Source organism: Streptomyces sp. NPDC001157 (assembly GCF_053598255.1).
Genome location: NZ_JBSFJW010000025.1, coordinates 17246 through 29857, shown reverse-complemented (window position 1 = coordinate 29857; position 12612 = coordinate 17246). Strand labels below are relative to the sequence as shown.

Sequence of the window (12612 nt, the reverse complement as noted above, 5' to 3'; positions counted from 1 at the left end):
GAGGAGCGGGCACATGCAGCACGAGCGAGCGGGCAGCCCGGCACGCCCCGAGGACCTCGTCGACGTCGCCCGGCTGGTCACCGCGTACTACGCGCTGCACCCGGACCCGGCCGATCCGGGCCAGCGGGTGGCGTTCGGCACGTCAGGACACCGCGGATCGTCCCTGGCGACCGCGTTCAACGACGACCACATCGCCGCGACCAGCCAGGCGATCTGCGAGTACCGCGCCGAGCAGGGCACCGACGGCCCGCTCTTCCTGGGCGCCGACACCCACGCCCTGTCCGAGCCCGCACGGGTCACGGCCCTGGAGGTGTTCGCGGCCAACGAGGTGACCGTGCTCATCGACAGCGCGGACGGCTACACGCCCACCCCCGCGGTGTCGCACGCCATCCTCAGCCACAACCGCGGGCGCACCTCCGGTCTCGCCGACGGCGTGGTGGTCACCCCCTCGCACAACCCGCCCGCCGACGGCGGCTTCAAATACAACCCGCCCAGCGGCGGCCCCGCGGGCTCGGAGGCGACCTCCTGGATCCAGGACCGGGCCAACGAGATCATCGCGGCCGGGCTGAAGGACGTACGCCGCATCCCGTACACCCGGGCGCTCGCCGCCGAGACCACCCGCCGTCACGACTTCCTCGGCGCCTACGTCGCCGACCTGCCGCACGTGCTCGACCTGGACGCCATCCGCGCCGCGGGCGTGCGCATCGGCGCGGACCCGCTCGGCGGAGCGTCGGTCGCCTACTGGGGCCGGATCGCCGAACAGCACCGCCTCGACCTGACCGTGGTCAACCCCCTGGCCGACCCCACCTGGCGCTTCATGACACTGGACTGGGACGGCAAGATCCGTATGGACTGCTCCTCGCCCTACGCGATGGCTTCCCTCATCGAGCAGCGCGACCGCTTCCAGGTCGCCACGGGCAACGACGCGGACGCCGACCGGCACGGCATCGTCACCCCGGACGCCGGTCTGATGAACCCCAACCACTACCTGGCCGCGGCCATCTCCTACCTGTACGCGCACCGCAAGGAGTGGCCCGCCGACGCGGGCATCGGCAAGACCCTGGTGTCCTCCGGCATGATCGACCGGGTCGCCGCCGACCTGGGACGCCGTCTGGTCGAAGTGCCGGTCGGGTTCAAGTGGTTCGTGGACGGGCTGGTCGGCGGCTCGATCGGCTTCGGCGGGGAGGAGTCGGCCGGGGCGTCCTTCCTGCGTCGGGACGGCTCCGTGTGGACCACCGACAAGGACGGCATCATCCTGGCGCTGCTCGCCTCCGAGATCATCGCGGTCACCGGGAAGACCCCGTCGGAGCACTACGCCGCCCTCACCGCCCGTTTCGGCGAGCCCGCTTACGCACGCATCGACGCCCCCGCGACCCGCGAGGAGAAGGCACTGCTCGCCAAGCTCTCACCCGCGCAGGTCACCGCGGACACCCTGGCCGGGGAAGCGGTCACCGGGGTGCTCACCGAGGCCCCGGGCAACGGCGCCGCCATCGGCGGCATCAAGGTGTCCACCGAGAACGCCTGGTTCGCGGCACGCCCCTCGGGCACCGAGGACGTGTACAAGATCTACGCCGAGTCGTTCCGCGGCCCCGACCATCTGCGCCAGGTGCAGGAGGAGGCCAAGGACGTGGTCATGGCGGCCCTCGGCGGCTGATCCGGACACCACGGCGACGGGTGCCGGACCGTGGCAGGGCGGGCCGGCGAAGCCGCACGGCGGACTTCGCCGACCGCCGTGTCGCGAACATCCCGTTAAACGCATAATCTGGGGATTTGCCCCGAAGGGGCCATGGCCCACGGTCCCGCCGGAGTGATCAATGTCCCTCGAGCGTCCGACAGAGGACGGCGACGAACTGCTTGCCCGACTCGGGTCGCTGACCGCCCAGGCACGCGAACTCGCGGAGCTGCAGCGCTCCCGGGTGGAGCTGGCCCTCGCCCTGCAGCGCGGCATGCTGCCCCGGGACCTGCCCGCCGCCTGCCGGTACCACCTGGCCGTCCGCTACGCACCTGCCTGTCACGGCCTCAACGTGGGCGGCGACTGGTACGACGCCTTCGCGATGCCCGACGGCCGCATCGGACTGTCCATCGGCGACGTCCAGGGCCACAACATCGAGGCGGCCGCCTTCATGGGCCAGGTCCGGGTCGGCCTGCGCGCACTCGCCTCCGTCACCAGCGAGCCCGGAGAACTCCTCACCCGCACCAACGAACTGCTCCTGTCCCTGGGCACCGACCTCTTCGCCACCTGCACCTTCCTACGGCTCGACCCGGCCACCGGCGTCCTGGAGAGCGCACGGGCCGGACACATCCCGCACATCTGGGCCACGGCGGACGGAAACTGCGGCATCGCCGAGGACGAGGGCGGACCACCTCTCGGCATCGCGGCAGGCATGCAGTACCCGGTGACCCGCTACCAGCTCACCACCGGCGGTGTGTTCGTCCTGCTCACGGACGGTGTGGTGGAAGGACCCTCGCTGAGCGTCGACGAGGGCCTCGCCCGGGTGGTGCAGCTCGCGGGCAGCGCCGCAGTCGCCGGCATGGAGGCCGACGTCCTCGCCGCCGGCGTGATGAAGATCGCCGAACGGGTCGGCCACGAGGACGACGCCGCCGTGCTGGTCGTCACCCACGACGGTCCCGGCATTCAGCCATAGGGCCGGACCCAGCGCCTTTCGCCTCGCCGAGCGGGCGGCCCCGGTGTCTGATGGCAGCCGTGGTGGGTATCGAGGATCTGCGCCGACCGGCCGTCCGCGCCCTCCAGACGCTGGCCGTCGCTGCCTGCTACTTCGCCGCCGGGCGGCTGGGACTTCTGCGGCAGCTCGTCGTGGAGGGCGCCGTCGTCACACCCATCTGGCCGCCCACGGGCGTCGCCGTGGCCTGTCTGCTGCTCTTCGGCCTGCGCATCTGGCCCGGCATCGCACTCGGCGCGCTCCTCGTCGTCATGTCCATCAGCTCGGTCCAGCCCGCCGTGGCCGGCACTCTCGTGGGCAACACCGCCGCTCCCGTCTGCGCGTACTACCTGCTGCGCAGGGTCGGCTTCCGCACCGACCTGGCCCGGTTGCGGGACGGCTTCGCGCTGGTGTTCCTGGCCGCGCTCACCGCCACGCTGATCAGCGCGACCGCCGGCGCCGGCCTGCTGGTCCTGACCGGCAAACTCGCCACGGACGGCTTCTGGCTGGTCTGGTCGGCGTGGTGGGCCGGCGACGCGATGGGTGTCCTGATCGTCACTCCGGTCCTGCTGGTGCTGTACGGCGCGCGCCGGCACCGCTGCGCGCGGCGCTGGAAGGAGGCCGTGGCCCTGGCCCTGATCGCCTGCGCCCTCGTCCCCTTCGCCACCCACAGCTCCGTGAGCGTGCTGTTCCTGGTCTACCCGCTCCTGATCTGGGCGGCCCTGCGCTTCCAGCTCGCGGGCAGCATGCTGTGCGCTCTCTTCGCCTCCGTGATGGCCACCGTCGCGGCGACGGACCAGGTCGGGCCGTTCGCCCGGCTGACCGGTGTCCAGGTGATGATCAAGCTCCAGGCCTTCAACGGCGCGATGGCGCTGACCGCCCTGCTCCTGTCAGCCGTGATCACCGAGCAGCTGAACACCAGGCGGTCGGTGGAACAGGCCTGCCAGGAACTGGTCGAGGTCCTGGAACACCTCACCGCGGGGGAGAACCCGCAGAGCCGGCCGCCCGTGGAGGCGGACGACCGGCACTGACCTCAGTTCCACAGGGGATACGTCACCGTCGGCGCGAACGTGTCCGGCCTGCCGGCGGGGTATTCGAGGGTCATCCGGCCGTAGTGCCGCAGGTGCGGATGCTTCTTCCAGGGCTGCGCCCGGTCGAGCCGGACGACGACCGGGTACGAGTGGAACCTGCCCGCCGCGCAGTACGGCTTGCAGTCGTTGACGATGTTGACGCCCTCGGCCCTTGCCGAGCCCGGCCCCCACTTGGACCAATGCAGCGAGGCCAGGCGGCTGTTGCCGTCACCGCAGGCGAGGATGAAGTCGGTGGGGCGCACTTCCGGGTGGAAGAAGCAGTCGACGAGCACAGGGACCCTGGCCTGCTGCCGTGCGGTCTGCGCGGCCGGCGGGGACGCAGGCCTGGCTTCGGAGGGTGCGCTTGCGGCTGCCGCGAGCGAGGCCGCGAAACAGAGCGTGACCGCCGTACTCAGTGTGTGCCTGCGCATGTCCGCTCCCCGCTGCCGTCTCCTACCGACGCTATGACGTTCTGACGCCAGGACTCGTTCCGACGCTACGACCGCGGGCAGGGATACACCACTCGGATGGAGCAACGCCTCGCCCCGAGCCTTCGCCGGTGCGTCACTCCCGGGAGTCGAGGGCGAACGTGGTGAGGACCGCCGCGTGGTCCGACGGCCAGTCGTTGCCCGCGACGTCCGGCCAGGCGCGCGGGACGCCCGTGACGACGGTGCGGGAGTCGACGACTGCGAGGCCGCGGCCGTTGTGGAGGACGTAGTCGATACGGTCCTGCGGTTCCGGGCGGGTGATGTCGTCCTCGTGGTGGGTGTGGACCGGCGACCAGGTGTGGCCCGGTGCGCGGACCGGATCGGGATGGGCCTCGCGGTAGGAGTCGCGCAGCCCGGCCTCCTCGGCCGCCCCCGTCACGGGCCAGGCCACGTCGGGCCAGTCCAGATGGGAGGGGCTGTTGAAGTCACCGGTCAGGATCACGGGGGTCGTCTCGTCCGCCGACTCCGCGATCCGGCGCAGGGTCTCCCGCATCTGGGCCAGCCGGAGGTCTTCGTGGGCGATCAGCTCGGCCGGACCCAGCCCGTCGAAGGCCGCTTCGTACGGGCCGTACGGCGTGTAGTGCAGGTGGGCCGTCCACACGTCCACCTCGTGTGCGCGGCCGATGCGGATGCGGGCGCCGGCCGCTCCGTAGAAGCCCACGTCGGGGTCGCCGAGGCGGGCCGTGATGGGGTGGCGGCTGATGATGCCGAGGTTCTCGCCGGCCTGGTGGTGGTGCCAGCCCAGCGCGTCGGCGAGTTCCCGGGCGGCCGTGCCGGCCGTCTCCTGGAGGCCCACGACGTCGGCCTCCGTGTCCAGGATGACCTTGAGCTGTTTGGCGCGGTGGTCGTCGACCTTCGCACCGCCGAACCAGAGGTTCCAGCTGAGTACTCGCAGCTGGGGGCTCACCAGCGCACGCAGTCGGTCCGGGGTCACCTCTTCCAGGCTGGCCACGACCGTCCGCCCGGGGGCGGCCTCGATCGGCGCCAGCGAGGGGACCGCCAGCACCGTGCACCCGGCGGCCTCCGCGGAGCTGACCCCCGTGGGGGTGTCCTCGACGGCCACACAGCGGGCCGGGTCGACGCCCAGGGCGCGGCAGGCCGCCAGGTAGGGGTCGGGGGCGGGCTTGGTGTGCTCGGTGTCGTCCGCGGTCACGGAGACCTGGAAGCGGTCGGCGCCGAGCACGGCCAGGACGCTGTCGGTCACCGTGCGGGGCGAGGCCGTGACCAGGGCGGTCGGGACATCCTCGCGGGCCAGGGCGTCGAGGAGGCCGAGCGCGCCGGGACGCGGCACGATGCCGGTGCGCACGCGGTCGCTGAACTCGGAGTGCAGCCGGCGGGCGAGATCCGGTGTCCCGGTCAGCCCGCCCAGCCAGGCGGCGGTGTGCTCGACCGGCCTGCCGAGCACCTCCGGCTGGTCGGCGTCGGTCAGCGGCCGGCCGAGGCCCGTGGCCACGTACTGCACCGCCTCCCACCACAGCCGCTCGGTGTCGACGAGCGTGCCGTCCATGTCGAACAGGACGGCCTGGAGCGGGGGTTGGGTCACGGTCTCTTCTTTCGTGTGGGGGGATTTTCCGGATGTCCTGCGGGCGAGTGTCCGGCGTCTCACGCCGCCCGCTCGGCGACCAGCACCGGACGCTCGGGCAGCGACACCCGTACGGTCGCTCCGGCTCCCAGCGCGGCGGCCTCGTGGGTGGGCAGATCCGCCTTGACCTCGGTGCCGTCGGCCAGGCGCACGGTGATGCGGGTGGCCGCGCCGAGGAACGCGGTGGCGATCACCCGGGCGTCACCGGTCGCGTCCGCGGTGACGTGCACGGCCTCGGGCCGCACCAGCACGTCCACCTCCGTCGCCGCGGGGAGGGTTCCCTCCGCGGGCAGCCGCAGGCCGAGGACGTCCACCGTCGACCCGGACAGCCGCCCGGGGATCCGGCTCATCGTGCCGACGAACTCGGCGACGAAGGCGGTGGCCGGACGCCCGTACAACTCGGCGGGTTCGGCGCACTGTTCGAGCCGGCCGGCCCGCATCACGGCCACCCGGTCGGCGACGGACAGGGCCTCCTCCTGATCGTGTGTCACGAACAGGGTGGTGATGCCGAGTTCCTGCTGCAGCCGCCGGATCTCCTCGCGCAGCGTGAGCCGCACCTTGGCGTCGAGCGCGGACAGCGGCTCGTCCAGCAGCAGGACACGCGGACGCAGCGCGAGGGCGCGGGCGAGCGCGATGCGCTGCTGCTGGCCGCCGGAGAGCTGGTGCGGAAACCGGTCGCCCTTGTCGGCGAGCCCGACCAGTTCCAGCAACTCGGCTGCGCGGGAACGGCGTTCGGCCCTACCCACCTTGCGCATCCGCAGCCCGAAGGCGACGTTGTCGAGGGCGCTCAGATGCGGGAAGAGGCTGTACGACTGGAAGACCATCCCTGCGTCCCGGCGATGGGCCGGCACCCGGGTGACGTCCTCGCCGTCGACCAACACCTCACCGGAGTCGGGGTGTTCGAACCCCGCGAGCATGCGCAGCGCGGTGGTCTTGCCGCAGCCGGAGGGGCCCAGCAGCGCCAGGAACTCTCCCGGCTGCACGGTCAGGTCGAGCCCGTCGAGGGCGACGGTCGCCCCGAACTCGCGGCGCAGGCCGCGGAATTCAACGGTCGCGGCGGTCGCCGGAGCGGCCTTCTGAAGCGTGGTGGCGGTCATGTTCATCCCCGGGAGGAGGTCGTTCGGGAGCGTCCGCCGACACCGGCGAGCGCGAGGAGCAGGGCCCATGTGACGAGCAGGCTGAGCACGGAGACGGCGACGGACAGCTGGGCCTGCTCGCCGCCGACGTTGACGATCCACACCGCGAACGGCGTGTAGCCCAGCAGGTGGGAGACGGTGAACTCGCCGAGCACCAGCGCCAGCGTGAGGAACGCGGCGTTCAGCAGTGCCCCGCGCAGATTGGGCAGCACGGCCCGCACCAACGCCTGCAGCCAGTTCGCACCACAGCTGCGGGCGGCCTCGACGAGGGTGGGCACGTCGATCGCGCGCAGCCCGGAGTCCAGCGCCCGGTACACGAACGGCAGCGCCATCACGACATACGCGAGGACGAGCACGAACGGGAAGCTCGGATTCTGGATCGCCACGAACGTCTGGAACAGCGGTGTGCGGGAGAGGTAGTCGGGGCCCCACTTGAGGACCGTGGACATGCCGGCGACGAACGCGATCGGCGGCACGACCAGCGGCAGCGAGCACACCACCTCCACCACCGGCCTGAGTCGGGACGCGCCCAGGCGCAGCGCGACCATGGCGGGCACCATCAGCAGCAGGACGACGGCGATGGTGGCGGCGGCCAGCTCCAGCGAGAGCAGCAGACTGGAGACGAAGCCGTCGGCGGAGAAGATCTTCGTGTAGGCGTCGAAGGAGACGCCCCCCGGCACATCGACGGTGAAGACCACGGACGCGGCCAGCGGCACCAGGAAGTACAGCGCGGCCAGGCCGAACACGGCCCACCGCCACAGGTTCAGGCGAGCCATCGGGCGCTCCGTCGTTGCAGGGGCAGGTACACGGCCATGACCAGGCCCGCGATCAGGACCATGTCGAGGCTGAGGGCGAGCGCCACGTTCTCCTGGCCGACCAGCACATTGCCGCCGAGGGCATCGGCGATCTGCAGGGTGACGAGCGGAACCGCGCTGCCCACCATGGCCGCGGCGGTGGCGTACGCGGCGAACGCGCTGCCGAAGAGCAGCACCAGACCGCCGAGCAGGGACGGCGCGAGCACCGGCAGGGCGACGTGCAGCCAGTACTGCAGGCCCGTGGCGCCGTTGTTCTGCGCGGCCTCGCGCCACTGGACGCGCAGGCCCTCCAGCGCGGGCGTGATGGTGAGGACCATCAGCGGGATGAGGAAGTACAGGTAGACGATGACCAGTCCCCAGAAGCTGTAGAGGTCCCAGCCCTTGTCCGTCAGGCCCAGGTGCGTGGTCAGCACGCCGGAGTTGCCGAGCGTGGCGACGAAGGCGAAGGCCAGCGGGACGCCGCCGAAGTTGGCGAGGACGCCGGAGGCGGTCAGCACGGCCTCGCGCAGCGCGCGGAAGCGCGAGGTCACGACGGCCTGCGCGAGCGGCAGCCCGAGCGCGGCGCCGAGGACGGCGGACACGGCGGACAGCTTGACGCTGCCGAGCAGCGCGGTCAGGTACGCACCGTGCAGAGACGTCGTCAGGTTGGCCGTCGTGTAGGAGGTCGCGCCGGTGGCCTGGTCCTTGACGGTGAAGGCACCGTTCAGCATGGCCACCGCGGGTACCCCGAAGGCGATCGCGACGAACACGAGCAGCGGGACGACGGCGAGCCAGCCGGGGACCCGGCGCCGCCGCGTCACCGAAGTGACCGGCGGCGCCACGTCCACGCCCGTGAGGGTGGCCGTCATCCGGAGACGGCCTTCGCCCAGCCCTGCGCGATGACCGTCTTGGCCTTGCTCTGCTGGGCCTCGGTCGGGAAGGAGGGCGTACCGGACACCTTGGGGAGCTTGGCCGCCGCGGTCTTGTCGAGCGTGCCGGCCTTCTCCATGGCCGTCATCAGCGCCGGACGGGCGTAGCCCTTGAGCCACAGGTTCTGGCCCTCGGTGCTGTACAGGTACTCCTGCCACAGGCGGGCGGCCGCCGGGTGCGGGGCGTCCTTGTTGATGGCCTGGGAGTAGTACTGGGAGAACTGGCCGTCGCTCGGCACCGACACCTTCCAGTCGACGCCCTTGGACTTGAACTCGTCGGCGTAACCGGCGTTGAGGTAGTCCCAGTCGATGCTGATCGGCGTCTCGCCCTTCTCGACGGTCGCCGGAGTCGACTCGACGGGCGTGTAGTTGCCGTTCTTCTTCAGCTTCGCGAAGAAGTCCAGTCCGGGCTGGATGTTGTCGAACGAGCCGCCGTTGGCCAGCGAGGCCGCGTACACACCGCCGAAGGCGGAACCCGACTTGGTGGGGTTGCCGTTGAGCGCGACCTGGCCCTTGTACTGCGGCTTGAGGAGGTCCTTGAAGGTGGTCGGACAGGCCTTCACTCGCTTGGCGTCGCAGCCGATGGAGATGTAGCCGCCGTAGTCGTTGAACCAGCGGGCCTGCGGGTCCTTCTGCCCGGCGGGAAGGTCGCCGTACGAGGCCACCTTGTACGGCGCGAGCAGGCCCTGCTGGGCGGCGCTGAGGGCGAAGGAGGAGCCGAGGTCGAGGACGTCCGGGGCGCGGTCCTGGCCCTTGCGGGAGGTCACGGCGTTGATCTCGTCCTGGCTGGTGCCGTCCGGGTTCTCCACCTGGATCTTGATGCCGTACTTCTTCTGGAAGCCGTCGATCAGGGCGCCGTAGTTGGCCCAGTCGCGGGGCAGCGCGATCGCGTGCAGCGTGCCCTCCTTCTTGGCGGCCTTCACCAGGGCGTCGAGGCCGCCGAAGTCGGCGGCGGAGGTGGCCGTGGCGGCGTTCTTGCCGTCGGCGGTCGTCGACGCGTTGTCGGGAGCGGCGCCGCAGGCGCTCAGGGCGAGTGCGGCTACGACGGCGAGGGAGCCGGCCAGGGCGGCTGTTCTCGGCTGGGACACGGTGACTCCAGAAAGGGGCGCAGGGGAGGACGCACAAGGCTGAGAACTTGTCTGAACAAGTTGGCCTCAGTAAGGCCGCCTGTGGTGACCAGTTCGTAAACAGTGGCGAAATTGTGACCTCCCATTCCCTGCACAGTTCGGGGCAAGCGCGATCATCTGCCGGTCTCGATTAGGCTGGTCACGCTGTGCACAGCAGCTGACTCGGAGGGAAACGGTGGCGACACGACACGAGGAGATCGCCGACGAGCTGCGGCGGGCGATCGACCGTGAGGAGTACACGGTCGGCAGCAGACTGCCCGCCGAGACGGAACTCGCCGCCCACTACGGCGTCTCGCGCGGCACCGTTCGTCAGGCCGTCGCCGCGCTGACCGCCGAGGGCCTGATCGGCTCCCGCCAGGGCGCCCGACGGGTCGTCCTGGCCAGCCGTCGCAGCCAGAGCTTCGCCGAACTGCGCAGCTTCGCCCAGTGGGCCCGCGCCATGGGCCGTGAGGCCACCGGCCGGGTCGTGGCCCAGGAGTACCTGCCCGCCACCACGCAGGACGCCGCCCGTCTCCAACTCCGGGAGGGCGCACGGGTGTTGCACGTCCTGCGGGTCCGCGGCCTGGACGGCGAACCGGTCCTCGTCGAGCGCACCGTGTACGCCGACTGGATCTCACCCGCCGTCGAGGCGATCGACCCGTACGCCCCGTCCGTCACCCAACTGCTGTACGACAGCACGGGTCTGGTCTTCGCCTACGGCGAGCATGTCATCGACGCGGTCGCGGCGAGCGCGCAGGACGCCGAACTCCTCGGCATCCGCCGCACCAGCCCCCTGCTGCGCGTCCGCCGCGTCACGACCACCCGCGAGGGACGCCCGGTGGAGTGGTCGGACGACCGCTACCGCTCGGACGCCGTGAGCTTCAGCGTGCACAACTCGATAGACAACAACGCGCTGGCCCGCAAGACGGCGGAGTGACACTTCAGGGCAGCGGCGCGGCGGCCTGCCCGCCCGTGACGCGCAGCAGATCCAGTTTTCCCGCGTCGCCGCTGCCGCGGTGCAGGTGACCATGCGCAGATCCGCGCCCGGGACGACGAGCACATCTCAGTCGAGGACGATGTCGCCGGCTGGTCCGGACGTCATCGCCCACAACCCCGGCTTCGTCCCGGCACCGGCCTCGCCCGCAACGCCGGCCCCGCCTCGCGCTGAGCCATGCGCCGCATCCTGCCGGCGCTCAGTCTCACGCCGCTCGCCGCCACCCCCACGACCGTCACCTCGCCGACCTCACCCTCGGCACGATCTCCGCACCGACCGGTTCCTGCGTCGACCACGCGCGGGTCGCCCGGTCGTCGGAGGAGTCGTACGACCCCCGGCGCGAACGAGAACTCTGGGACGTCGCAAAGCGGTTGGTAGGCTCTCCGGGCTGATCATGGACTGGACAGGGGGGATCCATGCGGAACGTGGTCACTGCGGTGACGGTCGCGATGACGTGCCTGGTGACGGGGACGGCCGTATCGGGATGCGGTGCCTCCGGTGAGCGGTCGGCCGACGCGATACTCGACGACGCCAACGACACGATGCGCGGGCTGAGATCCGTCAGGATCGACACGACCAGCGAGGCGACCAAGGGCGGCACGGTCACCACCCGCTTCGCGACCGATCTCCACGGCCGGTGCACAGCGAAGACCACCTGGACCGAGGGCGGCACCCTGGAACAGATCCGGATCGGCACCACGGACTACGTGCGCCCGGACCGAAAGTACCTCCAGAAATGGAAGGGCGACAGGAGCGTCCGAAGCGGCCAGGGACTGTGGGTGAAGGCGCCTGTCGACAAGTCGAAAGACCGCGAGGAGGGGCTCGCCTCCTGTGAACAGCCCTTCGACTCCTTCGGCAAGGCGACGAAGGGCGACACCACCCGCATCGACGGCCGGGACGCTCTTACGGTGACCGTGACCGACAAGGCGGACAAGGGCGGCACGTACACCTTCTACGTGGCCGCGGAAGGCAAGCCGTACCTGCTCAGAACCGTCTACAAGGGCACCGAGTACCACACCACCACATCGTTCCGCGGCTTCGACGAACCCCTGGACATCCGGGCCCCGAAGGCGGCCGAGGTGCTGGACACGAAGGGCCTCATCCACTGACCGGGCGAGCCAGCAGACGGGTGACGTGTTCCCGTACCACCTCCCGGGCGACAGAGGGGAGGGAGCCGAGCGCGGTGTCGCTCAGCGCGACGACCGCCGCCTCGCTCCCGGCGGCACAGGAGACATCGGCCGTGAGCACGTCATAGCCGTCGCGGACGGCGACGCGCAGGCGGTCGAGTCCGCCGTCACCGGCGTGCACCGCGGCGGCGACCACGAACGGTGGCTGCCCGCCCGCCTCGCCGGGCAGTTTGCGGTAGCTGCTGGCCAGCGGCTCACGCCAGTGCAGGCTGAGCAGGAGGTGGTGCTTGGCGAGGACTTCGGAGAGGTCGGTCTCGTAGATCCGGTCCTGGTCGAGCACCGTCGCCCAGGCCTTCAGCACCAGCGCGGCCGGCAGCAGGCAGCGCAGCGTGCTCCCGACCAGGTTGCCCCCGACGGTGGCCGTCCGCCGCACGGCTCCCGTCCCCACCGTGGCGGCCGCACGGCGCAGCACCTCCGGTACGCGCTCGTCGACGGTGTTCAGCACGACGGCGCCGCCCAGCGCCCCGCGCCCGATCACATTGGCCTCCGGCAGGCTGCGCAGCGACATGGCCTGCTCGGGAAAGCCGTCGCGTTGCCAGCCGGCCCAGATCAGCGTCGCCCCGCCGACGGGTACGGCTCCCTCGGCGAGGCACTTCTGCGCTTCGGACACGGACTCGGGCAGATGTAGCAGCACGGGAGCCGACCTGCTTTCTCGACGACTTGGAG

Annotated in this window: 12 protein-coding genes; 5 read left to right on the top strand and 7 right to left on the bottom strand. The window is 71.2% G+C overall.

The annotated features are described in order from the left end of the window. Positions 1-13 precede the first annotated feature (13 nt). The 3 genes from pgm (at position 14) to ACWDAG_RS32960 (ending at position 3691) form a co-directional block, all read left to right on the top strand. Entirely contained in the window at positions 14-1654 is a 1641-nt protein-coding gene (pgm, locus tag ACWDAG_RS32970; protein WP_450699212.1) for a phosphoglucomutase (alpha-D-glucose-1,6-bisphosphate-dependent), read from the top strand. Positions 1655-1814: 160 nt separating this feature from the next. After that, positions 1815-2645 carry a PP2C family protein-serine/threonine phosphatase gene (locus ACWDAG_RS32965; protein WP_450699211.1) on the top strand — a complete coding sequence of 277 codons (831 nt, stop codon included), beginning with the start codon at positions 1815-1817 and terminating at the stop codon, positions 2643-2645. Positions 2646-2695: 50 nt separating this feature from the next. Then, entirely contained in the window at positions 2696-3691 is a 996-nt protein-coding gene (locus ACWDAG_RS32960) for an MASE1 domain-containing protein (protein ID WP_450699210.1), read from the top strand. A gap of 2 nt (positions 3692-3693) precedes the next feature. Here ACWDAG_RS32960 and ACWDAG_RS32955 read toward each other — a convergent pair whose 3' ends face one another. The 6 genes from ACWDAG_RS32955 to ACWDAG_RS32930 form a co-directional block, all read right to left on the bottom strand. Next, positions 3694-4161: a hypothetical protein gene (locus ACWDAG_RS32955; RefSeq protein WP_450699209.1), complete on the bottom strand. Its 468-nt coding sequence runs from the start codon at positions 4159-4161 to the stop codon at positions 3694-3696. Positions 4162-4294: 133 nt separating this feature from the next. Then, a complete protein-coding gene (locus ACWDAG_RS32950; protein WP_450699208.1) occupies positions 4295-5761 on the bottom strand; it encodes an HAD-IA family hydrolase in 1467 nt (488 codons plus the stop codon). Positions 5762-5820: 59 nt separating this feature from the next. Continuing rightward, complete coding sequence (locus ACWDAG_RS32945; protein ID WP_450699207.1) at positions 5821-6897, bottom strand: ABC transporter ATP-binding protein; 1077 nt, start codon at positions 6895-6897, stop codon at positions 5821-5823. Between the two features lie 2 nt (positions 6898-6899). Further along, on the bottom strand, positions 6900-7712 hold the full coding sequence (locus tag ACWDAG_RS32940) for an ABC transporter permease (RefSeq protein ID WP_450699206.1): 813 nt from the start codon (positions 7710-7712) through the stop codon (positions 6900-6902). Continuing rightward, positions 7700-8599, bottom strand: coding sequence for an ABC transporter permease (locus ACWDAG_RS32935; protein ID WP_450699205.1), 900 nt, complete (start codon positions 8597-8599; stop codon positions 7700-7702). The genes ACWDAG_RS32940 and ACWDAG_RS32935 overlap by 13 nt, the downstream gene beginning before the upstream one ends. Further along, positions 8596-9747: an ABC transporter substrate-binding protein gene (locus ACWDAG_RS32930; RefSeq protein ID WP_450699204.1), complete on the bottom strand. Its 1152-nt coding sequence runs from the start codon at positions 9745-9747 to the stop codon at positions 8596-8598. Before ACWDAG_RS32930 ends, ACWDAG_RS32935 begins: the two co-directional genes overlap by 4 nt. A gap of 214 nt (positions 9748-9961) precedes the next feature. Between ACWDAG_RS32930 and ACWDAG_RS32925 the strand changes: the two genes are divergently transcribed. Together ACWDAG_RS32925 and ACWDAG_RS32920 are read left to right on the top strand one after the other, a co-directional pair. Then, complete coding sequence (locus ACWDAG_RS32925; protein WP_450699203.1) at positions 9962-10702, top strand: GntR family transcriptional regulator; 741 nt, start codon at positions 9962-9964, stop codon at positions 10700-10702. Between the two features lie 473 nt (positions 10703-11175). Beyond that, positions 11176-11868 (top strand): hypothetical protein, encoded by a 693-nt coding sequence (locus ACWDAG_RS32920; RefSeq protein WP_450699202.1) that lies wholly within the window; start codon positions 11176-11178, stop codon positions 11866-11868. Here the strand turns inward: ACWDAG_RS32920 and ACWDAG_RS32915 are convergent. Beyond that, the gene (locus tag ACWDAG_RS32915) at positions 11858-12580 is read right to left on the bottom strand and encodes an FAD binding domain-containing protein (protein WP_450699201.1); all 723 of its coding nucleotides are present in this window, start codon (positions 12578-12580) and stop codon (positions 11858-11860) included. The genes ACWDAG_RS32920 and ACWDAG_RS32915 overlap by 11 nt on opposite strands. Between the last annotated feature and the right edge of the window lie 32 nt (positions 12581-12612).